At 73.9% G+C, this 25,123-nt stretch carries 24 protein-coding genes; 14 read left to right on the top strand and 10 right to left on the bottom strand.

Annotation, left to right across the window (positions count from 1 at the left end; translation table 11 throughout):
* Position 1: 1 nt before the first annotated feature.
* Genes AB0N31_RS17160 through hmgA form a run of 3 tightly spaced genes read right to left on the bottom strand, consistent with a single transcriptional unit; the run spans position 2 to position 3,250 of the window.
* Positions 2–1,141 (bottom strand): type ISP restriction/modification enzyme, encoded by a 1,140-nt coding sequence (locus tag AB0N31_RS17160; RefSeq protein ID WP_366059189.1) that lies wholly within the window; start codon positions 1,139–1,141, stop codon positions 2–4.
* Between the two features lie 12 nt (positions 1,142–1,153).
* Positions 1,154–1,903: a GntR family transcriptional regulator gene (locus tag AB0N31_RS17155; protein ID WP_366059188.1), complete on the bottom strand. Its 750-nt coding sequence runs from the start codon at positions 1,901–1,903 to the stop codon at positions 1,154–1,156.
* Positions 1,904–1,930: 27 nt separating this feature from the next.
* On the bottom strand, positions 1,931–3,250 hold the full coding sequence (gene hmgA, locus AB0N31_RS17150) for a homogentisate 1,2-dioxygenase (protein ID WP_366059187.1): 1,320 nt from the start codon (positions 3,248–3,250) through the stop codon (positions 1,931–1,933).
* Positions 3,251–3,410: 160 nt separating this feature from the next.
* Between hmgA and AB0N31_RS17145 the strand changes: the two genes are divergently transcribed.
* The 10 genes from AB0N31_RS17145 to AB0N31_RS17100 all read left to right on the top strand — a co-directional run bounded on the left by AB0N31_RS17145 (position 3,411) and on the right by AB0N31_RS17100 (position 16,005).
* Positions 3,411–4,085, top strand: a complete 675-nt coding sequence (locus AB0N31_RS17145; RefSeq protein WP_366059186.1) for a hypothetical protein — start codon at positions 3,411–3,413, stop codon at positions 4,083–4,085.
* Positions 4,082–4,696 carry a TetR/AcrR family transcriptional regulator gene (locus tag AB0N31_RS17140; protein ID WP_366059185.1) on the top strand — a complete coding sequence of 205 codons (615 nt, stop codon included), beginning with the start codon at positions 4,082–4,084 and terminating at the stop codon, positions 4,694–4,696. The genes AB0N31_RS17145 and AB0N31_RS17140 overlap by 4 nt, the downstream gene beginning before the upstream one ends.
* A gap of 103 nt (positions 4,697–4,799) precedes the next feature.
* On the top strand, positions 4,800–7,031 hold the full coding sequence (locus tag AB0N31_RS17135; protein ID WP_366059184.1) for a molybdopterin oxidoreductase family protein: 2,232 nt from the start codon (positions 4,800–4,802) through the stop codon (positions 7,029–7,031).
* A gap of 124 nt (positions 7,032–7,155) precedes the next feature.
* Positions 7,156–8,586 carry a citrate:proton symporter gene (locus AB0N31_RS17130; protein ID WP_366059183.1) on the top strand — a complete coding sequence of 477 codons (1,431 nt, stop codon included), beginning with the start codon at positions 7,156–7,158 and terminating at the stop codon, positions 8,584–8,586.
* Between the two features lie 150 nt (positions 8,587–8,736).
* Positions 8,737–10,071 (top strand): MFS transporter, encoded by a 1,335-nt coding sequence (locus AB0N31_RS17125; protein WP_366059182.1) that lies wholly within the window; start codon positions 8,737–8,739, stop codon positions 10,069–10,071.
* Between the two features lie 101 nt (positions 10,072–10,172).
* Positions 10,173–10,742 carry a hypothetical protein gene (locus AB0N31_RS17120; protein WP_366059181.1) on the top strand — a complete coding sequence of 190 codons (570 nt, stop codon included), beginning with the start codon at positions 10,173–10,175 and terminating at the stop codon, positions 10,740–10,742.
* A gap of 280 nt (positions 10,743–11,022) precedes the next feature.
* Positions 11,023–11,841: a class F sortase gene (locus AB0N31_RS17115; RefSeq protein ID WP_366059258.1), complete on the top strand. Its 819-nt coding sequence runs from the start codon at positions 11,023–11,025 to the stop codon at positions 11,839–11,841.
* A 227-nt stretch (positions 11,842–12,068) separates the two neighbouring features.
* Complete coding sequence (locus tag AB0N31_RS17110) at positions 12,069–13,409, top strand: ABC transporter ATP-binding protein (RefSeq protein WP_366059180.1); 1,341 nt, start codon at positions 12,069–12,071, stop codon at positions 13,407–13,409.
* Between the two features lie 117 nt (positions 13,410–13,526).
* The gene (locus tag AB0N31_RS17105) at positions 13,527–14,915 is read left to right on the top strand and encodes an aldehyde dehydrogenase family protein (RefSeq protein WP_366059179.1); all 1,389 of its coding nucleotides are present in this window, start codon (positions 13,527–13,529) and stop codon (positions 14,913–14,915) included.
* Between the two features lie 10 nt (positions 14,916–14,925).
* On the top strand, positions 14,926–16,005 hold the full coding sequence (locus AB0N31_RS17100; protein WP_366059178.1) for a Zn-dependent alcohol dehydrogenase: 1,080 nt from the start codon (positions 14,926–14,928) through the stop codon (positions 16,003–16,005).
* Positions 16,006–16,146: 141 nt separating this feature from the next.
* On the opposite strand, the gene AB0N31_RS17095 is transcribed toward AB0N31_RS17100, so the two are convergent.
* The 3 genes from AB0N31_RS17095 to AB0N31_RS17085 form a co-directional block, all read right to left on the bottom strand.
* Positions 16,147–17,139 (bottom strand): DMT family transporter, encoded by a 993-nt coding sequence (locus tag AB0N31_RS17095; RefSeq protein ID WP_366059257.1) that lies wholly within the window; start codon positions 17,137–17,139, stop codon positions 16,147–16,149.
* Between the two features lie 80 nt (positions 17,140–17,219).
* Positions 17,220–17,930: a winged helix-turn-helix domain-containing protein gene (locus AB0N31_RS17090; RefSeq protein WP_366059177.1), complete on the bottom strand. Its 711-nt coding sequence runs from the start codon at positions 17,928–17,930 to the stop codon at positions 17,220–17,222.
* A gap of 56 nt (positions 17,931–17,986) precedes the next feature.
* Entirely contained in the window at positions 17,987–18,628 is a 642-nt protein-coding gene (locus tag AB0N31_RS17085; RefSeq protein ID WP_366059176.1) for a TetR/AcrR family transcriptional regulator, read from the bottom strand.
* Between the two features lie 130 nt (positions 18,629–18,758).
* Between AB0N31_RS17085 and AB0N31_RS17080 the strand changes: the two genes are divergently transcribed.
* The 3 genes from AB0N31_RS17080 (at position 18,759) to AB0N31_RS17070 (ending at position 20,983) form a co-directional block, all read left to right on the top strand.
* The gene (locus AB0N31_RS17080; RefSeq protein WP_366059175.1) at positions 18,759–19,910 is read left to right on the top strand and encodes an acyl-CoA dehydrogenase family protein; all 1,152 of its coding nucleotides are present in this window, start codon (positions 18,759–18,761) and stop codon (positions 19,908–19,910) included.
* 59 nt (positions 19,911–19,969) lie between these two features.
* Entirely contained in the window at positions 19,970–20,257 is a 288-nt protein-coding gene (locus AB0N31_RS17075) for a YiaA/YiaB family inner membrane protein (protein ID WP_366059174.1), read from the top strand.
* A 99-nt stretch (positions 20,258–20,356) separates the two neighbouring features.
* On the top strand, positions 20,357–20,983 hold the full coding sequence (locus AB0N31_RS17070) for a TetR/AcrR family transcriptional regulator (protein WP_366059173.1): 627 nt from the start codon (positions 20,357–20,359) through the stop codon (positions 20,981–20,983).
* 73 nt (positions 20,984–21,056) lie between these two features.
* On the opposite strand, the gene AB0N31_RS17065 is transcribed toward AB0N31_RS17070, so the two are convergent.
* Positions 21,057–21,518 (bottom strand): MaoC family dehydratase, encoded by a 462-nt coding sequence (locus AB0N31_RS17065; protein ID WP_366059172.1) that lies wholly within the window; start codon positions 21,516–21,518, stop codon positions 21,057–21,059.
* Positions 21,519–21,630: 112 nt separating this feature from the next.
* On the opposite strand from AB0N31_RS17065, the gene soxR reads away from it, so the two are divergent.
* Positions 21,631–22,146, top strand: coding sequence for a redox-sensitive transcriptional activator SoxR (soxR, locus tag AB0N31_RS17060; protein ID WP_366059171.1), 516 nt, complete (start codon positions 21,631–21,633; stop codon positions 22,144–22,146).
* A gap of 112 nt (positions 22,147–22,258) precedes the next feature.
* Here soxR and AB0N31_RS17055 read toward each other — a convergent pair whose 3' ends face one another.
* From AB0N31_RS17055 to AB0N31_RS17045, 3 genes are all read right to left on the bottom strand, one after another.
* Entirely contained in the window at positions 22,259–23,326 is a 1,068-nt protein-coding gene (locus AB0N31_RS17055; protein WP_366059170.1) for an RNA ligase (ATP), read from the bottom strand.
* Between the two features lie 76 nt (positions 23,327–23,402).
* On the bottom strand, positions 23,403–24,215 hold the full coding sequence (locus AB0N31_RS17050) for a 3-keto-5-aminohexanoate cleavage protein (protein WP_366059169.1): 813 nt from the start codon (positions 24,213–24,215) through the stop codon (positions 23,403–23,405).
* Positions 24,216–24,346: 131 nt separating this feature from the next.
* Positions 24,347–24,952, bottom strand: coding sequence for a hypothetical protein (locus AB0N31_RS17045; protein ID WP_366059168.1), 606 nt, complete (start codon positions 24,950–24,952; stop codon positions 24,347–24,349).
* Positions 24,953–25,123: the final 171 nt, after the last annotated feature.

Here is a 25,123-nt window from a genome sequence, read left to right as displayed (position 1 = left end):
CCTAGAGGAGCGCCAACTGGCCCTCCGGGCCCTCCTCGTCCAGGGTCAGGACCGAGGCGGGGCGGCGGGCCCGGTGCGGTACCGGCAGCACGCCCGCCGCGCGCAGGTCCGACGCCGTGACGTCGTCCGCCACCTGCAACTCCGCCCGCTGGGGGAGGAGTTCCGCCAGCAGGGTCAGCACCGTGATGAGTTCCAGGAGTTCCGAGGTCCAGGACTGGGGCCAGGTGCGCGGGCGGAGAGCGGAGAGGGTGCCGGCCTCGCCGGGTGCCGTGCGGACCGCGAACCACTGCTCCAGGACCCGGACGCCGCCCGCCTCGAAGTCCCAGGCCTGCGGGGGGACCGGGGAGATGCGCCCCTCGTCGAGGTGGAGGGCCTCCTCGCCGGGGTCGTAGCGGACGGTCAGGGGCAGGGCGGGGAGCGGGGCGCGGACGTAGGGGCGGCGGCCGCCGGGCAGCTTGGGGCGCTCGCCGTCGCGGCGCAGGAGCCGCAGCAGGCGGTGGCCCAGCGCGACGCCACGGGACCAGGGTCCGGGGTCCCGGGTGAGCGGGACCGTGAGGTCGGGACGGACGGTGGCGAGGGTCCAGGCGAGGAAGTCCAGCGGGTCGAGGGAGTGGCCGAGGTGGTCCAGCAGGCCCGGCGCGAGGTTGGGTTCCCCGCCGCCGGGGCGGCGGTACAGCGGGCGGATCCGGCCGGCGCGGAGCATCGGGAAGCGGGAGGTCGCCAGGAGGTGCGGGGCCCCGGCCGACTCCACCACGAAGACCTGGTGGGCGTCCGCCACCCGCCACAGCTCGGGGCGGGCCGCGTCGATCAGCCGGTGGTCGGGGATGAGCCACTGCTCGTCGAAGGGGGCGGCCAGGACCCGGACCGGCTCGGGGCAGGGACCGGTGGCGCGGATCAGTCTGCCGGTGCCGGCGGGCCCGCCGGGCAGCTGGGCGACCGCGGTGTGCGCGGTGCGCGAGCGGGTCGGCTGGAAGAGGGCCTCGCGGTGCGCTCCCTCCGCCGTCAGGAGGCGGTCCCAACGGGCCCGCAGGGAAGCCGGATCGGGGGCCGTCGGCCACCCCCGGCCGAGCCGCGGCGGTGCGACCGACCACGGCATGAGGTCCGCCAGCGGCGGAGCTTCGGCGCGCGTCACGCGTGGCATCGTACGACGTGCTCAGTGCGCGTCGAGGGTGACCGTGAAGGAGAAGCGGTCGCCGCGGTAGTGGATGACGGCCACGTCCAGCGGGCGGCCGCCGCTGTCGTAGGTGACGCCCGTGTAGTGCAGGATCGGGCTGAGCAGCGGTACCCGCAGCAGCCGGGCGGTCTCCGGGTCCGCCAGGCGGGCCTCGACCGTGTCGGTGATCCGGCTGATGTCCGCGCCCACCACGTCCCGCAGCACCTTGGTCATCGGCCACCGCACCAGGTCCTCCGGGTCGATCACCGCGGCGAGTTCCGGACGGACGTAGTTGCGGGCGTGGTTGGTCGGCTCGCCCGTCTTCTCGTCGCCGCGCAGCCGGTGGTACGCCGCCACCTCCGCCAGGTCCGGGAAGTACTCGGCGACGTCCGCCGGGACCGGCGTCCCGCCGTGCGAGAGCAGCTCCGTCACCATGCCCGACTGCTGGGCCACGATCGCGTCGACCGAGCCCAGCAGCCGCACCGGGGCGCCCCGCTGGGCCGTCGGCTCGATGAACGTGCCGCGGCGGCGGTGCCGGGTGATCAGCCCTTCGTCCTCCAGCTCCTTGAGCGCCTGCCGCATGGTCAGCACGCTCACCCCGTAGTGCCCCGCCAACTGCTCCTCGGTGGGCAGCCGCAGGGGGTCCGCGGCCGAGCGGCCGAGTATCGAGGCGCGCAGCGACTGCGACACCTGGTACCAGAGCGGCAGCTTGCGGTTCAGGACGATCGAGTCCGGCGCGAAGGAGGTCACGGGGCCATCCGTACCTGGCGGGAATCCTCAGTGCAAGGGGCGGAAGTGGCGTTCGAGGCCCGACCACACGTCGTCGTAGCCCTGTTGCAGATGGTCCGCGCCGGCCGCCTGCGGGGTGAGGGCGAGCGGCCACCGCGTCTCGAACATGAACGCCAGCCCGTCGTCGACCCTGTGCGGCACCAGGTCGGCCGCGCTGGCCCGGTCGAACGTCTCCCGGTCCGGGCCGTGCGCCGACATCATGTTGTGCAGCGAGCCGCCGCCCGGCACGAAGCCTTCCGCCTTGGCGTCGTAGGCCCCCTCGATCAGGCCCATGTACTCGCTCATCACGTTCCGGTGGAAGTACGGCGGCCGGAAGGTGTCCTCGCCCACCAGCCAGCGCGGCGCGAAGACCACGAAGTCCACGCCCGCCAGGCCGGGGGTGTCGGACGGGGACGTCAGCACCGTGAAGATCGACGGATCCGGGTGGTCGTACGAGATCGTGCCGATGACGTTGAAGCGGCGCAGGTCGTAGACGTACGGGACGTGGTTGCCGTGCCAGGCGACGACGTCGAGGGGCGAGTGGTCGTAGGTGGCCGTCCAGAGGTTGCCGCAGTACTTGTTGACCACCTCCACCGGACCCTCGACGTCCTCGTACGCGGCGACGGGTGCGCGGAAGTCGCGCGGGTTGGCCAGGCCGTTGGCGCCGATGGGGCCGAGGTCGGGGAGGCGGAACGGGGCGCCGTAGTTCTCGCACACGTAACCGCGGGCCGTGCCGTCGAGCGGTTCCACCCGGAAGCGGACCCCGCGCGGGATCAGCGCGATGTGCCCCGGCTCGGCGTGCAGCAGACCGAACTCGGTGCGCAGCAGCAGGCCGCCGCGCTCCGGCACGATCAGCAGCTCGCCGTCGGCGTCGCTGAACACCCGGTCCATGGGGGCGTCGGCGTGGTAGAGGTGCACGGCCATGCCGGCGCGCTGGGCGGCGTCGCCGTTGCCGCCCAGGGTCCACAGGCCCCCGAGGAAGTCCGTCCCCGGCGCGGGGTCGGGGAGGGGGTTCCAGCGCAGCCGGTTCGGGTCCGGGACCGTGTCCGTGAAGGGGGCGGTGCGCAGATCGCCGTTGTCCGCGCGAGTGAACGCCGGATGCGCCGCCGAGGGGCGGATCCGGTACAGCCACGAGCGGCGGTTGTCGGCGCGCGGCTCGGTGAAGGCGGAGCCGCTGAGCTGCTCCGCGTACAGCCCCAGGGGCGCGCGCTGCGGGGAGTTGCGGCCCTCGGGCAGGGCGCCGGGCACGGCCTCGGAGGCGTGCTCGTTGCCGAATCCCGTGAGGTACGTCAGCCCCTCTGCCGTCTTGCGTGCGTCCCCGCTGTTCATGCGTGCTCCCTCGACCGCCGATTCCTCTGTATCACCGTAGGATTGCGGTTTCCCGGACGCAAGGGGTGCGCGGGTCCTCCTCCCGGAGGACGATCACAGGTGGCGAGAACCAGACCCCGGGGGGATCCCTGTGTCGTACCCGTGTTCTACGCTCCCGGGCATGTCGTGGACGCGTGGAATCCTGCCCGCGCTCGCGGTCTGTGTCCTGTTGGTGACCGGATCCGCGGGCTGCGGCACCAGTGGCGCGCCCGCGCCGGCCGGGCGGGAGAGCACGCTCTCGCCCTCGCCCGTCGGCAAGGTGCTCGACGACACGGACGACGACGGGCGGCACTACCGGGAGATCGGCGGGAAGGGCGCGCCGCAGGTCGGTCTCGAGGTGGAACCCGACGCGGAAGGTGGCTGGGACGTGCGCCTGAAGCTGCGCGACTTCCGCCTGTCGCCGTCCGGCGCGAAGGCGGCGGTCGGCGGTCGCGGCATCGCCCGGCTCTTCGTGGACGGCTCGCCCTTCGCCGACCTGCGCGACCCCTCCTACCGCATCCCCGAGGGCTACCTCGCGCACGGCACCCACCAGGTCACCGCACGGCTGTACGCCGACGACGGCACGGTGTGGGCGGTCGACGGGAAGCCGGTGGAGAGCACGGCGGACATCACGGCCTCGGAGTCGGAGCCGGAAACGGACGCGGACGCGGACACGGAGCCTGAGCCGGACACCGACTCCGGACCGGGTGCCGCGGACGACGCGGGCACGTCGTCCCCCGCCGCGTCGAGTGCACCGGGCACCTTTCTCCCTAGCGAGGGGCGAGGTTCACCGGACCGCGGCGGAAAGGCATCATGAAGCCCGTGCCCCACGCGACATCGCTCCGTCGCGCGCCCGTGCAGCGGCGCAGCGCCGAACGGCTGACCAGAATCCTCGACGCCTGCGCCGACCTCCTGGACGAGGTCGGCTACGACGCGCTGAGCACCCGCGCCGTCGCCCAGCGGGCCGGCGTCCCCATCGGGTCGGTCTACCGCTTCTTCGGCAACAAGAAGCAGATGGCCGACGCGCTGGCCCAGCGCAACCTGGAGCGGTACGCCGAGCGTGTCACCGAGCGGCTGCGGGGCGCCCGGCAGGGGGACTGGCGGGCCGCGATGGACGCCGTCCTCGACGAGTACCTGGCCATGAAGCGCACCGCGCCCGGCTTCTCGCTCGTGGACTTCGGCAACCAGATCCCGGTCGGCTCGCGCGCCGAACCCAACCACCGCGTCGCCGACCGCCTCACCGACCTGCTCTCCGACCACCTCGGCCGCACCTCCGACGAAGATCTGCGCCGCACCTTCCTGGTCGCCGTGGAGACCGCCGACACCCTCGTCCACCTGGCCTTCCGGGTGGCGCCCGAAGGCGACCCGAAGGTCATCGAGGAGACGCGGGAGCTGCTGCGGGCGTACCTGGGGCGCGTGCTGGACTGACGCGTCCGCCGGATCCCGCGGGCCAGGGCCTCCCCAGCATGCATACCGGTCGGTATGCTCGACGGACGAGAGCGCCACAGCCGCCGCCTTCCCAGGAGGACCCGTGTCCCGCACCGCCCTGCGAATCTGTCCCCTGTGCGAGGCCACCTGCGGGCTGACCCTGACCATCGAGGGAACCCGGGTCACCGGTGCCCGCGGCGACCGCGAAGACGTCTTCAGCAACGGGTTCATCTGCCCCAAGGGCGCCTCCTTCGGCGCCGTCGACGGCGACCCCGACCGGCTGCGCACCCCCCTCGTCCGCCGGGACGGCGAGCTGCGCGAGGCCACCTGGGCGGAGGCCTTCGACACCGTCGCCGCCGGGATCCGCCCGCTCGTCGAGCGCCACGGCCCGCACGCGGTCGCCGTCGTCCTCGGCAACCCCAACGTGCACACCGTGGCCGGCGCGCTCTACCCCCCGGTGCTGCTCGCCGGGCTCGGCACCCGCAGCCTCTTCACCGCCTCCACGGTCGACCAGATGCCCAAGCACGTCTCCAGCGGACTCCTCTTCGGCGACGCCAACGCCATCCCGGTGCCCGACCTGGACCACACCGACCACCTGCTCCTGATCGGGGCCAACCCTCTGGAGTCCAACGGGAGTCTGTGCACCGCCCCCGACTTCCCCGGCAGGCTCAAGGCGCTCAGGGCCCGCGGCGGCACCCTCACCGTCATCGACCCCCGCCGCACCCGCACCGCGCGGCTCGCCGACCGGCACGTCGCGATCCGGCCCGGCGCCGACGCCCTGCTGCTCGCGGCGATGGCGCACGTGCTGTTCGAGGAAGGGCTCGTGCGGCTCGGCGAGTTGAGCGCCCAGGTGCAGGGACTCGACGAACTCCGCGACGCCGTCGGCGACTTCACCCCGGAGGCGGTCGCGGCCGCCTGCGACGTGGACGCCGCGCTCGTGCGCACCCTCGCCCGGGAACTCGCCGCCGCCCCCACCGCCGCCGTCTACGGCCGCATCGGCAGCTGCACCGTCCCGTACGGCACCCTCGCGAGCTGGCTCGTCGACGTCCTCAACATCCTCACCGGCAACCTCGACCGGCCCGGCGGTGCCCTCTTCCCGCAGGCCGCCACGGACCGGACGCCCCGGCCCGCCGGTCCCGGCCGGGGCTTCGCGCTCGGGCGCTGGCACTCCCGCGTGAGCCGGCACCCCGAGGCCAAGGGCGAACTGCCGCTCTCCGCGCTCGCCGAGGAGATCGACACCGCGACGGACGAGGGCGCCCCGGTCCGGGCGCTGATCGCCGTGGCCGCCAACCCGGTGCTCTCCGCACCCGACGGCGACCGGCTGGACAAGGCGCTCGACTCGCTCGACTTCATGGTCAGCGTGGACCCGTACCTCAACGAGACCTCGCGCCACGCCGACGTCGTCCTGCCGCCGCCCCCGCCGTCCCAGAGCCCCCACCACGACTTCGCCTTCAACACCCTCGCCGTCCGCAACCAGGTCCGCTACACCCGCCCCGCCGTCCCGCTGGAGCCGGGCCGGATGGCCGAGACCGAGATCCTGGCCCGGCTGACCCTGGCCGTCACCGGGATGCACGGCGCCGACCCCCGCGCCGTCGACGACCTGGTCATCGGCCAGACCCTCGGCAAGGCGGTCGAGGACCCGCACTCACCCGTGCACGGCCGCGACCCCGAGGACCTCGCGGCACGGCTCGCCGGCGACAGCGGCCCCGAACGCCGGCTCGACATGATGCTGCGCCTCGGCCCCTACGGCGACGGCTTCGGCGCCCGGCCCGACGGGCTGTGCCTGGAGCGGCTCCTCGACCGTCCGCACGGCATCGACCTCGGGCCGCTGCGGCCGCGCCTGCCGCAGCCGCTGAAGACCCGCAGCGGGAAGATCGAGCTGCTGCCCCGGCCGATCGCCGACGATCTCCCGCGGCTGCGGCGGGCGGCGGACGAGCCCCCCGCCGGGCTCGTCCTCGTCGGACGCCGGCACCTGAGGTCCAACAACAGCTGGATGCACAACGTCCCCGCCCTCACCGGCGGCAGCAACCGCTGCACCGTCCAGGTCCACCCCGAGGACGCCGAGCGGCTCGGGCTGCGCGACGGGGAGCCGGTGCGGGTCAAGGGCGCCGGGGGAGAGGTGACCGTGCCCGCCGAGGTGACCGACGGGGTGCGCCGGGGCGTCGTCAGCATCCCGCACGGCTGGGGCCACGACCGCCCGGGCACCCGGCTCGGCCACGCCTCCGCCGACCCCGGAGTCAACGTCAACCAGCTCCTCGACGGCAGCCTGCTCGACCCGCTGTCCGGCAACGCCGTCCTCAACGGCGTGCCCGTCGAACTCACCCCCACCGGCTGACCTGGAGTTTTGCGCTTATTGCTCGCACGTCAACGTCTTGTTAACACCGTTTGAACGGTCCTAACGTCAACGCACCGCCGACCCCCAGGTGGGATGTTCAAGGGCGAACGTTAGGTATCCATTCATGCTGACCATCCTCGGCTTCGCCATGATCGCGACCTTCCTGGTCCTGATCATGCTGAAGAAGATGTCGCCGATCGCGGCGCTCGTCCTGATCCCGGCACTGTTCTGTGTCTTCGTCGGGAAGGGCGCCAAGCTCGGGGACTACGTCCTCGACGGCGTCTCCAGCCTCGCCCCCACCGCGGCGATGCTCATGTTCGCGATCGTCTACTTCGGTGTGATGATCGACGTCGGTCTGTTCGACCCGATCGTGCGGGCCATCCTGAAGTTCTGCAAGGCCGACCCGCTGCGCATCGTCGTCGGCACGGCGCTCCTCGCCGCGATCGTCTCGCTCGACGGCGACGGCTCCACCACCTTCATGATCACCGTCTCGGCGATGTACCCGCTGTACAAGCGCCTGAAGATGAGCCTGGTCGTGATGACCGGTGTCGCCGCGATGGCCAACGGCGTGATGAACACGCTGCCCTGGGGCGGCCCGACCGCCCGCGCCGCCACCGCCCTGAAGCTCGACGCCGGCGACATCTTCGTCCCGATGATCCCGGCCCTGGCCGTCGGTCTCCTGGGCGTCTTCGCCCTCTCCTACGTCCTCGGCCGCCGCGAGCGCAAGCGGCTCGGCGTGCTGACGCTGGACGAGGTCCTGGTGGAGGAGACCGAGACGGAGACCGAGACGGTGCTCGTGGGCGCCGGTACCGGTACCGGCCGGAAGGCCGCCCCCGTGGGCGGTTCGGGTTCCGGCACCGACACCGACGCCGACGCGGGTGCCGACGCCGACGAGCCCGAGGAGGACGAACGCCTCGCCGGACTCGACCCGAACCGCGCCACCCTGCGTCCCAAGCTGTACTGGTTCAACGCGCTCCTCACGGTCACGCTGCTCACCGCCATGATCATGGAGTGGCTGCCGATCCCGGTGCTGTTCCTGCTCGGCGCCGCGCTCGCGCTCACCGTCAACTTCCCGCACATGCCCGACCAGAAGGCCCGCCTCGGCGCGCACGCCGAGAACGTCCTCAACGTCGCCGGCATGGTCTTCGCCGCCGCCGTCTTCACCGGCGTCCTCACCGGCACCGGCATGGTCGACCACATGGCCACCTGGCTGGTGGACAACATCCCCGACGGCATGGGCCCGCACATGGCCTTCGTCACCGGCGTCCTGAGCATCCCGCTCACCTACTTCATGTCGAACGACGGCTTCTACTTCGGCGTCCTGCCCGTCCTCGCCGAGGCCGGCCAGGCCCACGGGGTCTCCTCGCTGGAGATCGCCCGCGCCTCCCTGGTGGGCCAGCCCCTGCACATGTCGAGCCCGCTCGTCCCGGCCGTCTACGTCCTCGTCGGCATGGCCAAGGTCGAGTTCGGCGACCACACGCGGTTCGTCGTGAAGTGGGCGGCCCTGACCAGCCTGGTGATCCTCGCGGCGGGAATGCTGTTCGGGATCATCTGACCCGCGCTCCCGGCCCGTACGGCCCGATCCGATCACCTCAGGTCCCACCGACCTGAGGTGATCCCTTCGGGCCCCACCGACCCGATCCGTCTCACGCTCGTTCCGATTCCGACTCCGACTCCGACCCCGACCGCCAGGGAGGAAACACTCATGGGGCCCGGTGGGAACCGCGGCTGGCTGCTCCGCCTCGTCATCGCCTTCGGCTTCGCGCAGGGGGCGGTGTCGATGGCCCGGCCCGCCGTCTCCTACCGGGCCCTCGCGCTGGGCGCGGACGAACGGGCGGTCGGCGTCATCGCCGGTGTGTATGCCCTCCTTCCGCTCTTCGCCGCCGTCCCGCTGGGGCGCCGTACCGACCACGGCCGGTGTGCGCCCCTGCTGCCCCTCGGCGTGGTCCTGACAGCCGGCGGCTGCGCGCTGAGCGGCATCGCCGGCTCCCTGTGGGCGATGGCCCTGTGGAGCGGCGTCATGGGACTCGGCCACCTCTGCTTCGTCATCGGCGCCCAGTCGCTCGTCGCCCGCCAGTCGGCACCGCACGAACAGGACCGCAACTTCGGCCACTTCACGATCGGCGCCTCGCTCGGCCAGCTGGTCGGCCCGATCGCCGCGGGCGCCCTGATCGGCGGCTCCGACATGGCCGGCACCAGCGCGCTGGCCCTCCTCGTCGCCGGAGCCGGTGCCGCGGTCGCGTTCACCTCGCTGTGGCGCATCGAGCACCCGGGCACCTCCGACACGTCGCGTACGCCGAAGGGCGACCGCGTCCCCGTGGTCCGCATCCTGCGCACCCGCGGCGTGCCCGCGGGCATCCTCGTCAGCCTCTCGGTGCTGTCCGCGACCGACATCCTCACCGCCTACCTGCCGGTGGTCGGCGAGCACCGGGGCATCGCACCGTCGGTGATCGGCCTGCTGCTCAGCCTGCGGGCCGCCGCCACCATCGCCTGCCGCCTGGTCCTCACGCCCCTGTTGCGACTGCTCGGGCGGACCGTGCTGCTCACGGTGACCTGCCTGCTGGCGGCCCTGCTGTGCGCCGGGGTCGCGCTGCCGGTGCCGGTGTGGGCGCTGGCCGTGATGCTCGCGGCGCTCGGCTTCTGCCTCGGGGTCGGGCAGCCCCTGTCCATGACGACCGTCGTCCAGGCCGCGCCCGACGGCGCCCGCTCCACCGCCCTCGCGCTCCGGTTGACCGGCAACCGCCTCGGCCAGGTCGCCGCGCCGGCCGCCGCGGGTCTGATCGCCGGGGTGGCGGGTGCGGCGGCGCCGTTCGTGATGCTGGGCGGGCTGTTGCTGCTCTCGTCGGGGGTGGCGCTGCGCTCGCAGGAGCGGGGCGGGGCGCGGGCGGCGGACGGTGAGGACATTGCCGGTGCCGGAGGCGGAGGCGGGGCTGGAGGTGAAGCCGGAGGCGGAGGCGGGGCTGGAGGTGAAGCCGGTGCCGGGGGCCGGGGCGGAGTGCGGCGCACCGGTTCCTCGTTGGGCCGTAAGAGCGATATCTGAGGCGCGGCGCGCGGTGCTTCCGTGATCGGCCGACCGGTATGTGACATCTAGTCAGATGCAAGCCAACTTGTATGAAAATCATCTGACTCGGAGGTTCTCTGATGCCGACCTCGTCCCGTCCACGCAGGGCCGCCACGCTGACGGCCCTCGCCGCCGGTGGAGCCCTTCTCCTCGGAGCGCCGAACGCCGCGGCCGTCGGGGAGAACGGAGACGTCAAGGTGCACACGGTGGGCACCGCCGTCCGCGCCCAGGGCAACCAGCCCAAGATCTGCAAGTTCTACCTCGACGCCTTCAACTTCGACACCGCACCGGGCATCAACTGGACCATCACGCCGCAGGCCGGCACCGGCGCCACCCTCTCCGGTGCCGTCACCCTCGCCAACGGCGCCGGGGTCACCGAGAACCTGGTGCTGCCCGCCGGGCCGTACCGACTGGCCTGGACCGTCGTCGGCGGCGGCGTCAGCACCGCCAGCCCGAAGGCCTTCAGGCTCGACTGCCCGAACCGGCCGCACCACCCCGGCGGCCCCAACGGCGGCCCGCCTGCGGGCGGCGGCGGCCTGGCCCGCGACGCCGCGTTCACCCCGGTCGCCGGTGCGGCGGCGGTCGGTCTGGCCGCGGTCGGTGGAGCGGCGTGGTTCCGGCTGCGCCGCCGCTCGCATGGCGCCGCGTAGGCGGATCCGCAGGCCCTGGCACCGGACGCGCGCCTACCGCCTGACGAGGACGGCCGCCCTGGCCGTCACGCTGGTGACGGGCGCCGTCTGGTGGGCCCACGCCGGGGAACCCGCCGACACGGCGGTCTCGGCGGTCGGCCCCGCCGGATCCGCCGTCGTGGCCGGGGACGTGCGGGGCCCCGACCGGCAGACGCGTCCGCGGTCCGGACCCGCGCCCTCGCGGGACGCCGGCGGGGGCACGTCGGGCGCACGTCCGGAGCACGCCCGGCACGGGACGGGGTTGTCGGGCCCGGCGCGGCCCCCGGAGGGCGCGCCGCCCCCGGCGACCCACGGGGCGGGGGCGGCGTCGGCACGGGCCCGGCAGTCCCCGCCGGGAGCACCGTCGGCAGGGGCCGCCCGGCGCTCCGCGCAGCGGGCGGCGTCCTCGCGGCCGCGGCCGCCCCGCCCGGTGTCGTCGCCGCCGGGTCCCCGGCGGCCGCCGTCGACGACGGGAACCGCGCCCGCGCCGGGGACCGTCCGCACGGGGACCACGCGCCCCGCCGCGCCGCGCCCCGGCACAGCGGGCGTCCCCCGGGCGGCGACACCACGCCCCCGGACCGCCCCCAAGACGCCCCACGTCCTCCCGCGCTCCCGCGCGACCCGGCTGGCGATCCCGTACCTCAGCCTCGACGCGCCGGTCATGGACCTCCGCCTGGACAGCAGGCGCAGGCTGCCCGCGCCCCCGGAGGACGACCCCGAGCTGGTGGGCTGGTACGCGGACGGTCCCTCCCCGGGCGGACCGGGCACCGCCGTCGCCGTCGGACACCTCGACACCGACAGCGGGCCGGCCGTCTTCGCGGGCCTGTCCGAACTCTCGCGCGGCCGCCGCATCGAGGTCCGCCGGGCCGACGGGCGCACCGCCGTCTACCGCGTCGACCGGATCGAGAACTACGAGAAGGCCCACTTCCCCGACCGGGAGGTGTACGGCGACCGGGGCCGCCCCGAACTGCGGCTCATCACCTGCGGCGGCACCTTCGACCGCAGGTCCGGCTACTCCGGCAACCTCGTGGTCTTCGCCCACCTGACCCAGGTCCGGGACCGGGCCGGCCCGGCGGGCTGAGCCGGGCGGCTGCTCCGGCGAGCGGGTTGCCGGCACTTCGCGGCCACGGATCTGGCCGGTTCTCTTCCCCGGGCGCGCACAGTCCGTTAACTTCCGTGACTCACAGCCTCGTTCGGCCCTTCGGAGGCTGTCGAGCACACGCGCCCAGGGCCCGCCCGGCGCCCGCCCCGTCCCCGATCCGGACGGGGCGGGCGCCGGCGGGTCCGTGAGCCCCGGGGACTCCTGTCATGACACGCGCCATCTCGCTGCACGACGTGAGCAAGGTCTACCGCGCCGAAGGTTCCCGCGTGGTGGACCGGCTGTCGCTGGACATCGCGCCCGGCGAGTTCCTCGTGCTGCTCGGGCCCTCCGGCTGCGGGAAGTCCACGGTGCTGCGGATGATCGCCGGACTGGAGCAGATCACGGAAGGGCGGTTGCTGCTCGACGGCGCGTACGCGAACGACCTGCCGCCGTCCGGCCGGGACATCGCGATGGTGTTCCAGAACTTCGCCCTCTACCCGACCATGACCGGCCGCGACAACATCGGTTTCCCGCTGCGCATCGAGGCCCCGGGCGCCGATCCGGGCCCCCGCGTCGACGCCACCGCACGGATGCTCGGCATCGAGGACCTCCTCGACCGCCACCCCGGCCAGCTCTCCGGAGGGGAACGCCAGCGGGTCGCCATGGGCCGGGCCATCGCCCGCCACCCGTCCGCCTTCCTGATGGACGAACCGCTGTCCAACCTGGACGCCAAGCTCCGCAACCGGTTGCGGGCCGAGATAGCCTCCCTGACGCGCGAGCTGGGCGTGACGACGGTGTACGTCACGCACGACCAGGCCGAGGCCATGTCCCTCGGCGACCGGGTGGCGGTCCTGCGCGGCGGTGTCCTCCAGCAGGTCGACACCCCCCGCTCGGTCTACGCCCTGCCCCGCAACGTCTTCGTGGCCGCCTTCATCGGCACCCCGCGCATCAACCTCCTGCGCGGCGTGGTCCGGGCCCCGCTCGACGGGGCGATGACGGTCAGCCTCGGCAAGCAGGCCCTGCGGCTGCCCGAACCGCTGTCCCTGGACCACAAGTTGCTGCGGGTGCAGCAGGGCCGCGAGGTGATCGTCGGTCTGCGCTCGGAGGCCGTCCGCATCGGCCGCCTCGCCGAGGCGCGTCCCGGCGAGACGCACATCACCGGCCTGGTGGAGCACGTGGAGTTCCAGGGCCACGAGGTGCTCGTGCACTTCGACACCGGCTCGCGCCCCGCCGTCGTACCCGACCTGGAGGCGCCGCGCCCGCAGGCCCGGCCGTCCCGGCGGCGACGGCGGGAGACCAGGGTGCTGGACCGGCTGCGGGGGCGGGCCGGCGGCCGGCGGGCCGGGCCGGTCGTGGTGCTGGACGAGCCGGCGGAGCAGCCTCTCGCGGTGGCCTCCCCGGACGGCCGCCGGCCCGGCGACCTGGTCGTGCGGACCACGCCCGACTTCGACCTGCGGTACGGCATGCAGGTCCCGCTCCTCGTCGACCTCGCCCACCTGTTCGTCTTCGACCAGCACGGCGAGCGGATCTGCCCGGCCCCGGACCGGCTGCCGGACCTCGACGAGTGACGCCCGCGGCGGCCGCCGCGCCCGTGTGGGACGCCGCACGGCGAACGCCCCTGGTGCCGGAAAACTATCGGCGCTAGTTTAGGGCGCGGACGACGACGACCGCCCGGAGGGAACGCGATGAAGGCACACGACGGCATCTACCTCGACGGCGCCTGGCGCCCCGCCGCCGGACAGGACGTGATCGAGGTCGTCAACCCGGCGGACGAGCAGGTCATCGGCCGGGTCCCGGCCGCCGGGCCCGAGGACGTCGACGCGGCCGTACGGGCGGCCCGTACCGCCCTGCCCGCCTGGGCGGCGACGGCACCCGCCGAGCGGGCCGCGCGCCTGAGCACCCTCCGGGACGTGCTGGCGGCCCGCAAGGACGAGATCGCCGAGACGGTCACCGCCGAACTCGGCTCCCCGCTGCCCTTCTCCCAGGCGGTCCACGCGGCCGTCCCGATCGCGGTCGCCGGCTCCTACGCCGAACTGGCCGCCACCCACTCCTTCGAGGAGAAGGTCGGCAACTCGACCGTGTACCAGGAGCCGGTCGGCGTCGTCGGCGCCATCACGCCCTGGAACTACCCGCTCCACCAGATCGTCGCCAAGGCCGCCCCGGCCCTCGCCGCCGGCTGCACGGTCGTCCTGAAGCCCGCCGAGGACACGCCGCTCGTCGCGCAGCTCTTCGCCGAGGCGGTCCACGAGGCCGGCGTCCCGGCCGGTGTCCTCAACCTCGTCACCGGCCTCGGCCCGGTCGCCGGGCGGGCCCTCGCCGAACACCCCGGCGTCGACCTCGTCTCCTTCACCGGTTCCACCGCGGTGGGCAAGCGGATCGCCGCGACGGCCGGTGCCGCGATCAAGAAGGTGGCCCTCGAACTCGGCGGCAAGTCCGCCAACGTCATCCTGCCGAGCGCCGACCTCGCCCGCGCCGTCAACGTCGGCGTCGCCAACGTGATGTCCAACTCCGGTCAGACGTGCAGCGCCTGGACCCGGATGCTGGTCCACCGCGACCGCTACGACGAGGCCGTCGAGCTGGCCGCCACCGCCGCCGCGAAGTACGGCGACCGCATCGGCCCCCTCGTCAACGCCGCGCAGCAGGCACGGGTGCGCGGGTACATCGACAAGGGCGTCGCCGAGGGCGCGCGCCTGGTCGCGGGAGGCACCGAGACCCCCCACGAGCGGGGCTGGTTCGTCAGCCCCACCGTGTTCGCCGACGTCACCCCCGAGATGACGATCGCCCAGGAGGAGATCTTCGGCCCCGTCCTGTCGATCCTGCGCTACGAGGACGAGGCGGACGCCCTGCGCATCGCCAACGGCACGGTCTACGGCCTGGCCGGCGCCGTCTGGGCCGGCGAGGAGGCGGAGGCGGTCGCCTTCGCCCGCCGGATGGACACCGGGCAGGTCGACATCAACGGCGGCCGCTTCAACCCGCTCGCCCCCTTCGGCGGCTACAAGCAGTCGGGCGTCGGCCGGGAACTCGGCGCGCACGGTCTCACCGAGTACCTCCAGACCAAGTCCCTCCAGTTCTGAGGAGTTCCCCGTGGTTCGTGCCGCCGTCCTTCCCGCCGTGGGCGCCCCGCTGGAGATCACCGAGATCGAGCTGCCCGAGCCCGGACCGGGGCAGGTCCGAGTCCGGCTCGCCGCCGCCGGCGTCTGCCACTCCGACCTGTCCCTGTCCGACGGCACCATGCGGGTGCCGGTCCCGGCCGTACTCGGCCACGAGGGCGCGGGCACGGTCGTCTCCGTCGGCGAGGGCGTCACCGGCCTCGCCCCCGGCGACGGCGTGGTCCTCAACTGGGCCCCGTCCTGCGGAAACTGTCACGCCTGTTCGCTCGGCGAGGTCTGGCTGTGCGCCAACGCGCTCCGCGGCTCCGCCGACGTGTACGCCACGACCGCCGGCGGCACCGACCTCCACCCCGGCCTGAACGTCGCCGCGTTCGCCGAGGAGACCGTCGTCCCCGTCTCCTGCACCCTGCCCCTGCCCGACAGCATCCCGCTCACCGACGCCGCCCTCCTCGGCTGCGCGGTCCTCACCGGCTACGGCGCCGTCCACCACTGCGCCCAGGTCCGCCCCGGCGAGACGGTGGCCGTGTTCGGCGTCGGCGGGGTCGGCCTCGCGGCCCTCCAGGCGGCCCGGATCGCGGGCGCCTCGACGATCGTCGCCGTCGACGTCTCCCCGGAGAAGGGGGAACTGGCCCGCGCGGCGGGCGCCACCGAGTACCTCGTGGCCTCCGACGACACCGCCCGGGAGATCCGCGCCCTCACCGGGAAGCAGGGCGTCGACGTCGCCGTGGAGTGCGTCGGCCGCGCGGTCACCATCCGCACGGCCTGGGAGTCCACCCGGCGCGGCGGCCGCACCGCGGTCGTCGGCATCGGCGGCAAGGACCAGCAGGTCACCTTCAACGCCCTGGAACTCTTCCACTGGGGCCGCACCCTCACCGGCTGCGTCTACGGCAACTCCGACCCGGCCCGCGACCTCCCGATCCTGGCCGGACACGTCCGCGCCGGCCGCCTGGACCTGGGCTCCCTCATCACCGAACGCATCGCCCTGGAGGGCATCCCGGCGGCCTTCGAGAACATGCTCGCGGGCAAGGGGGGCAGGGCCCTGATCGTCTTCTGACACCCGGCACGGGCTCCCGGAACCCTGGGACCCGGACGGCACCCCGACGGCACCGTCACCGGCGGCGGGGCGCACACGGGCCTCGCCGGGCCCTGCGCCGTCAGCTCGGACCCCGGCGCCGGCCTCCCGGGCCCTGCGCCGTCAGTTCGGCGCCTCGGCCTCGTCGGACCGCGCCTGCGCCTGCTGCTGGGCCTGGGCCCGGGGCTGCGGTTCGGGCCGGGGCCGGGGTGCCGCGGGCCGTCCGGCCGCTCCCCCCGACCGGGACACCGCCACCCCCGCCAGGCACAGCGCCCCGCCCGCCAGGGTGAGGACCCCCGGCACCTCGCCCAGGGCCAGCCACGACATCAGCACCACCAGCGAGGGCACGGCGTACGTCGTCGCGCCCATCCGTCCGGCCGTGGTCCTGGCCAGCGCGTACGCCCAGGTGGTGAAGGCGAGCGCGGTCGGGAACACGCCCAGGTAGACCATGTTGAGGGTGGCGGACAGCGGCGCGGCGGCGGCGTCGCCGACCAGCTGCCCGGCGAAGGGCAGGCAGGTCACCGCACCCACCAGGCACCCGAACGTCGTCACCTGCAGGGCGCCGGCCCGCCCCAGCGCCGGCTTCTGCGCCACGACCCCACCCGCGTACGCGACGGCGGCCAGCAGGCACAGCACCACCCCGAACAGCGAGGAACCGCCCCCGCCCGACATCGACAGCCCGACCGTCACCGCGCCCGCGAACGACACCGCCATCCCGGCCAGCAGCCGCGGCGGCAGCCGGTCGCCGAGGAACCGCGCGCCGAGCAGGGCGATGAGCAGCGGGCCGATGTTCACGACCAGCGCCGCCGTCCCCGCGTCGACCTCCTGCTCGCCCCAGTTCAGCGCCACCATGTAGAAGCCGAACCACAGCACCCCCGACACCGCGATCCCGCGCCAGGCGGAGCGCGGCGGCAGCCCCTCCCGCCGTACGAGACAGATCGCGCCCAGGGTCAGGGCACCGGCCAGCAGGCGGCCGAGGGCCAGCGCGCCGGGGGAGTACGCGGCGCCGGCGCTGCGGATCGACACGAAGGCGGAGGCCCACAGCACGACGGTGACCGAGGCCGCACCGGCGGCGAGCAGTCGGGTACGACGTTCCGGGCGGCCGGCGGTGTTCATCATGCTCCTGAAAATAGGGGGTCGGGGGGTGGACGGGCTCGCGGGAACCGGACGCCGGCCGCGTCTCGCCGGGGCCCCGGTCACCGCAGCGCCGCCCCGTCGATGCCGAGCAGCTCGCCCAGCGCCCGCCGGCCGGCGGCGGTCACGCGCACCGCCCGCCCGGAGCCGACGCGCTCGCACCAGCCCGTGCCGAGGGCGTGTCGGCACAGGGCCGCGCCCGCGACCCCGGCGAGGTGCGGCCGGCGTTCGGTCCAGTCGAGGCAGGCGCGGGCCAGCGGACGGCGGCTCCCGCGGTCCAGGGCGATGCCGGTGTCCGCGAACCACCCGAGCCCGGCGTCCGTCAGCGCGAAGCCGGTGTCCTGGACGAGGAGCCCGCGCGCGGTCAGGGCGTCGGTGACGGCGATGCCGAGCCGCCCGGCGAGATGGTCGTAGCAGGTCCGGCCGCGTGCCATGGCCGCACCGGCGCTCGACTCGCGCAGGGTCCGGGGCCCCGCGGCGTCGGCGGGGGCGACCTGGGCGGCCAGGTCCTCCACGAGCTGGGCGACGCGCGCGTCGGCGAGCCGCACGTACCGGTGGCGGCCCTGCCGTTCCTCGGTGAGCATCCCGCCGGCGACGAGCTTGCCGAGGTGCTCGCTCAGGGTCGAGGCGGCGACGCCCGCGTGCCGGGCCAGCTCGCCCGCGGTCCACGCCCGGCCGTCGAGCAGCGCCAGCAGACACGCGGCACGCGTCTCGTCGGCGATCAGGCGGGCCAGCCCGGCCAGCAGCGGCGCGCGGGGATCCCTGGTGGTCATGGCTCCAGGATGGGACACGGACGGTTCGGCGGGCGCCGAAGTGCCGGCGCCCGGGATCACGCCGTGCGCCGCAGCTGCTCGTACTGCTGCGCCAGCCCGTCCAGCAGGGCCGCGAGGCCCGTCTCGAAGGCCCGCTCGTCGACCTTCTCCTGCTGCTCGGCCAGCAGGTGGGCCTGTCCGAGGTGCGGGTAGTCGGCCGGGTCGTAGGCGCTGGCGTCGTCCACGAAGCCGCCGGCGAAGGAGCCGAGCGCGGAACCCATGATGAAGTACCGCATCAGCGCGCCGATCGAGGTGGCCTGCGCGGGCGGCCAGCCCGCCTCGACCATCGCGCCGTAGACGGCGTCCGCGAGCCGCAGTCCGGCCGGCCGGCGGCCGGGGCCGCGGGCGAGGACCGGGACGATGTTCGGATGGTCGCGCAGGGCGGTCCGGTAGGAGACCGCCCAGTCGTGCAGCGCGGTCCGCCACTGCCGGCCGTCCTCGAACATCGACAGGTCGACCTGGGCGCTCACCGAGTCGGCGACCGCTTCGAGGATCTCGTCCTTCGTCCGGAAGTGGTTGTAGAGCGAGGGCCCGCTCACCCCGAGCTCGGCGGCGAGCCGGCGGGTCGAGAGCGCCGCGAGGCCCTCCGCGTCCACGAGCGCGCGGGCCGTCTCGACGATGCGGTCGGTGCTCAGCAAGGGCTTGCGCGGTCGGGCCATGGCGCACATAGTAGGGCTGCGACCTGGAAACTAGCAGTGCTAATTTAATGATCGGGCAGGGCGGGGTCCGGGGACGGGTCCTCGGATCGCCCGTTCCACCGTCCGTCGGTTCTCTGTGGGGTGACGCGTCATGCATCTGGGGCTCAGCGAGGAGCAGGAGGCCGTACGGCGGCTCGCCCGGGACTTCGTGGACCGTGAGATCACCCCGCACGCCGTGGCCTGGGACCGCGCCGAGGAAATCGACCGGTCCCTCGTGAAGAAGCTCGGCGAGGTCGGCTTCCTGGGCCTGACGATCGACGAGGAGTACGGCGGCTCCGGCGGCGACCACCTCGCGTACTGCCTGGTCACGGAGGAGCTGGGCCGCGGCGACTCCTCCGTGCGCGGCATCGTCTCCGTCTCCCTCGGCCTGGTCGCCAAGACCGTCGCGGCCTGGGGGGACGAGGAGCAGAAGCGGCGCTGGCTGCCGGGGCTGACCTCCGGCGCGTACGTCGGCTGCTTCGGCCTCACCGAGCCCGGCACCGGCTCCGACGCCGGGAACCTCACCACCCGCGCGGTCCGCGACGGCGAGGACTACGTCATCAGCGGCACCAAGATGTTCATCACCAACGGCACCTGGGCCGACGTCGTGCTGCTCTTCGCCCGCTCCACGGACGCCCCCGGCCACAAGGGCGTCTCCGCCTTCCTGGTCCCCACGGACACCCCGGGGCTGGCCCGCCGCACCCTCCACGGCAAACTCGGCCTGCGCGGCCAGGCCACCGCCGAACTGGTCCTTCAGAACGTGCGGGTGCCCGCGTCGGCGCTGCTCGGCGCGGAGGGCAAGGGCTTCTCCGTCGCGATGTCGGCCCTGGCCAAGGGCCGGATGTCGGTCGCGGCGGGCTGCGTCGGCATCGCCCAGGCCGCGCTGGACGCCGCCGTGCGGTACGCGGGGGAGCGCGAGCAGTTCGGGAAGACCATCGCCCACCACCAGCTCGTCCAGGAACTGATCAGCGACATCGCGGTCGACGTGGACGCCGCCCGCCTGCTGACCTGGCGGGTCGCGGACCTCGTCGACCGCGGGCTGCCCTTCGCCGTGGAGTCCTCCAAGGCCAAGCTCTTCGCCTCGGAGGCGGCCGTCCGCGCCGCCAACAACGCCCTCCAGGTCTACGGCGGCTACGGCTACATAGACGAGTACCCGGCGGGCAAGCTGCTGCGCGACGCCCGCGTGATGACCCTCTACGAGGGCACGAGCCAGATCCAGAAGCTGGTCATCGGGCGGGCGCTGACGGGAGTTTCGGCGTTCTGAGTACCCGTCTGAGTATCCCGACCGATGCGGTGCGGGCCGCGTCCGCCGATGCTCGTCCCATGAGTGACACACCCGTCAAACAGCAGAGCACGGCCGCCTTCTACGGCCAGGCCGTGGCGTCGTTCGCGGTCGCCATGGCGGCCACCGCCATCGGCATCCTCCGGCTGAACGCCGACGCCTGGGTCCGCGGTTTCCTCGGCATCGCCGTCCTCTACCTGGTCACGTCCGCCTTCACGCTCGCCAAGGTGATCCGGGACCGCCAGGAGGCCGGGCAGATCGTCAGCCGGGTCGACCAGGCCCGTCTGGAGAAGCTGCTCGCCGAGCACGACCCCTTCGAGAAGATCTGAGCCCGCCACCCGCACCGGTGGCCGCCGGCAGCCACGCTAAGCGGGCGCTCACCTTCGGCGGTATGGTGGAGCTCCGGTACCGAGAGGGGCGAACGAGCGATGAGTACGGCGGAGGAGACGGCCGGCGGCGAGGTCGAGCCGTGGGAAGAGGTCACCCCTGACGCGGCCCGGCGACTGCTCGTCGCCGCCGTGGAGGCCTTCGCCGAGCGCGGCTACCACGCGACGACGACCCGCGACATCGCGGGCCGCGCGGGGATGAGCCCGGCGGCGCTCTACATCCACTACAAGACCAAGGAAGAGCTGCTCCACCGCATCAGCCGGATCGGCCACGACCGCGCGCTGGGCATCCTGCGCACGGCCGCACGCGGCGGGGGCAGTGCGACGGACCGGCTCGCGGAGGCCGTCAGCTCCTTCGTCCGCTGGCACGCGGGCCGGCGCACCACCGCACGGGTCGTCCAGTACGAACTGGACGCCCTCGGCCCCGACGCCCGCGCCGAGATCCTCGCGCTGCGCCGGCAGGTCGACGGCGAGGTGCGCGGGATCATCGAGGAGGGCGTGGCGAGCGGCGAGTTCGACGTCATCGACGTGCACGGGACGACCCTCGCGGTGCTGTCCCTGTGCATCGACGTGGCCCGCTGGTTCAACGTGGACGGCCCGCGCACCCCCGACGAGGTCGGCGCGCTGTACGCCGACCTCGTGCTGCGGATGGTGGGGGCGGCGAAGTAGCCGTGGGGGCGGGAGTGCCGCGCGGCGGCCTGCCGCTCGGGGGCGCGCGGCCCGCCGCTCACGCGACGGCGGGTCAGAGGTAGTAGCGGGAGACCGACTCGGCCACGCACACCGGCTTGTCGCCGCCCTCGCGCTCCACCGTGAAGGCGACGGTGACCTGGACGCCGCCGGCGACGTCGTCGACGGCGGAGATGGCCGCGGTGGCGCGCAGCCGCGAGCCGACCGGGACGGGTGCGGGGAAGCGGACCTTGTTCGTCCCGTAGTTGACACCCATCTTCACGCCCTCGACCGCGATCAGCTGGGGACCGAACAGCGGCAGCAGGGACAGGGTCAGATAGCCGTGCGCGATGGTGGTCCCGAACGGGCCCGAGGCCGCACGCTCGGGGTCGACATGGATCCACTGGTGGTCGCCGGTGGCCTCCGCGAACAGGTCGATCCGCTTCTGATCGACCTCCAGCCAGTCGGTGTACCCCAGCTGCTCGCCCACCGCCGCCCTCAGCTCCTCGGGGGACGTGAAGATCCTCGGCTCTGCCATGTCTGCGGCCTCTCTCGCACTCACGGAATGTCTAAGCAACTGCTTAGCATGGTGGCCGCGGGGGGTCATGTCAACGGACCGGGCGCCCGGCGGGATGGGTAGGCTCCGAGGGGTGCCGAAGATTCCAGAGACGATCCACGAACTCACGGTCGGCCAGGTCGCCGCCCGCAGCGGTGCCGCCGTCTCCGCCCTGCACTTCTACGAGTCCAAGGGCCTGATCAGCAGCCGGCGTACCCCGGGCAACCAGCGCCGCTACACCCGTGACACGCTCCGCCGGGTCGCCTTCGTCCGCGCCGCGCAGCGCGTCGGCATCCCGCTCGCCACGATCCGGGACGCACTCGCCGAACTCCCCGAGGAACGCACCCCGACCCGCGAGGACTGGGCCCGCCTCTCGCAGGCCTGGCGGGCCGAACTCGACGAGCGCATCAGGCAGCTCAACCGCCTGCGCGACCACCTCACCGACTGCATCGGCTGCGGCTGCCTCTCGCTCGACTCCTGCGTCCTGTCCAACCCCGACGACGCCTTCGGCGACCGCAGCGCGGGCTCGCGCCTCCTCCCCGAACGCAAGGCCCCCGCTCCCGGCGGCCCGGAGGCCGCCCCGCCCCGGGGCGAGGACTGCTGCGCCTGACGGCCCACCGGCCGCCGGTCCGCCACCGCGTGCGGGCCCGCACCGGGCCGTCCGGCCCGCGACCTTCCACCGCCGGCCGGCCGCCGCGTGCGGGCCCGCGGTCATCGGCCGCTCACTCGTACTCCGTCCCTCCCTTCCGCGTCAGATACGCCGCGCCCACCGCCTTGGCGACGGCCCGCCCCCCGGTCACCGGGCTGTACCGCTCCACGGCCGGCCGTATCACCACCCCCTCCCGCAGGTGCAGTTCCCGCCCCGACACCGTCTCCCGCCCGTCGGCCAGCTCCAGCACCCGCGCACTGTCGTAGGGCCCCTCGAACAGCCTCGGGACCAAGGGCAGTTCACCCTCCAGGAGGGCCGCCGCGTCCAGCCACCGCACCGTGCCGCCGATCTCCGCGGACACGTCGAACACCGCGTACCCGAGCGTGTCCCGCCGCCCGTCGGCGCCGTACGTCAGGTCCTGCACGCCCGCGCCGTACACCTCGCCGAAGATGCCGACCCGGCGCGCGCCCAGCCGCCCGGCGAGCCGGGCCGCGGCCTCGGCGACACCGTGGCCGCGGACGGCCCGCCAGTACAGGTTCCGCGGATCCTCCCGCAGCGCCAGCGACTTCGCGCCGAAGCCCTTCGAGGAGACGTACACCCGCTCCTCGTCGGCGACGTACGTCAGCAGGCACGCCGACCCGTGCAGCTTCTCGGTGAGGACCACCTGCTCGCCGGCCGTGAAGATGTCCGGATACCGCTGGACGTTCTCGATGTCGACCCAGGGCAGCAGATCCGGCGCCGGCTCCACCTCCCCGTCCATCGTGGGAGGGATCGGCGGCACCCACTTGACGATGCCGAGCCGTTCCGCGAAGTCGGTGCCCTCCTCGGCCGCCCGCGCGAGGTCGACGTCCGCCAGCGCGCTCGGTCGGCACACGATCCCCTGGGACAGCTCGCCCCGCAGCCGTACCGCCCTGACCCGGTCCGTCTTGCTGCCCGCCAGCCGCCCGGTCAGCCCCAGCTCCTCGATCAGGTCGGCCGGCAGCACCGACTGCTCGGGGATGTACACGGCCGCGTCCCCCGTCCGGTAGGCGCCCTTGGCGACGACGGCCCGGTACAGGCCGACCTGGGCCAGTTCGAGGGCGTCGGCGTTCGGGTGCTCGTGGACGGTCAGGACTTCGGCGGTGACGCGCAGCGTCGACATGCGGGGCTCCTTCGGCATCTCAGGGGTGTCTCATCGCCCCCAACTCTCCCCACGGCAAAGAGGTGGAGCGACCCGATTAGCCGCTGGTACCGTCACCCTCCCCGCCCGGCGTCGACGCGGTGTCCGCCGCCGCGCTCCCCGCGCTTCCCCAGGGCGTGTCCGACCGTTCCCGCCGGGCGCGCCCGTACCGGTCCAGCCCCTCGGCCACCAACTGGGCGTTGGACAGGGCCCGTCGTCCGTCCGGCAGGGTCAGGGTGTCCTCGAGGCCGATCCGGGTGGCGAGCCCCAGCCGACCCGCCAGCCGCAGTACGGGCCACGCCCCGCCGTCCTGGCCGTGCAGCAGTACGGGACGGCCGTGCGCGGAACCGAGGCCGGACAGCAGCCGACGCGCCTCGGCCTCGGCGGTGTCCGGCTCGGAGTCCGTCACCTCCGCGAGCACCCGCAGCACCTTGGGCCCGAGCGGCGATTCGGCGAATCGCGCCGCCCCGTCGGTCCCGGACCAGACCCCGGCCTCCACCCCGATGCCCAGCGCCATCAGCCGGGCGGCCAGCTCCTCCGCCCCGGGCTCGTGCCAGTTGACCGAGGCGTGGTCGGGGCGCACCGTCCAGTCGCGCACCCGGGCGAGTCTCGCCGCCGGGTCGGGTTCCGCCCAGGCGCCCGTCGTCACCCCGACCGGCACGGTAACCCGTCGCCGTATCGCGTCGAGCGTCGCCGCCACCACCCGCGGGGACAGGCTGTCCCGCCCGCACGGCGTCTTCGGATGCACATGGATCTCCGTGGCCCCGGCCGCGACCGCTTCCGCGGCGGCCCAGGCCAGCGCCTCGGGGGACAGCGGCACCGCCGCGCCGTCGGCGGCACCCCGCGCTCCGTTCAGACAGACCTGCACCATGCCTCGATGGTGTCACCCGCCCCTGACATGGCCCTGTTCCACGGCAGCGGAAAAGCGGGCGGGAAACAGGGGGTGCGGCATCCCCGGCGCACCCCCGCCGTCCACTCGGGATCTCCCGTCCCCGAGCGGGATCAGGCCGACATGAGCAGCCGCCGTCCGCGTCTGGCGTACGCCAGGGCCTCGGGCGTGAGCACGGGGCGCGGGACGAGTATCCCGCAGTCCGTGCAGACGGGGCCGGACGACGGTTCGTGGTCCAGGTCGTACCTCCACACGAGCCGTTCGCCGCCGCACACCGGGCAGTCGGAGCCCGGCTCGCGCTCCAGCGCGGCGATCAGCCGGCGCAGCACCTCCGCCAGCGGTTCACGGGGGTGGACCCGCGGGTCGTCGCACCAGGCCACACCGAAGCCGCCCCAGGTCATCCGGTGCCAGTCGTCCACGCTGCCCGGCCGGCGCAGCCCGTCGTGCTTCTCCTTCCTGCGGCGTTCGGCGAACTCGACCTCGTAGGCCAGCCACACCGCACGTGCCTCCTCCAGCTCGTCCAGTGCGGCCACGAGCCGCGCCGGATCGGGGGAGCGGTCCTCGGGACCGAACCCGGCACGCGAGCACAGATGGTCCCAGGTCGCCCTGTGCCCGTAGGGGGCGAACCGCTCAAGGCACTTGCGGAGCGAGTAGCGCCGCAGTGCCAGATCGCACCGCGGGTCGCGCACCTGTCTCGCCAGACTCCGGAAACCGGCCATCGCCTTGCACCTCCGTCACATTCGCACCTGCACTTCGGTCACTTCGGCGTCGTCGTACGGACGTCGCCGAATAGACGTATCGACACGCGATTCGGCTCCCTTCCTGTCCATCCTTTTCCCGATGCCCTCCACAAGCCGGATGAGGCGACTTCGAAAAGTGACGCATGTTCA

The organism is Streptomyces sp. NPDC051051, from assembly GCF_040682975.1.
In the GTDB taxonomy this organism is placed as follows: domain Bacteria; phylum Actinomycetota; class Actinomycetes; order Streptomycetales; family Streptomycetaceae; genus Streptomyces.
This window is presented reverse-complemented; position numbering and strand designations above follow the sequence as displayed.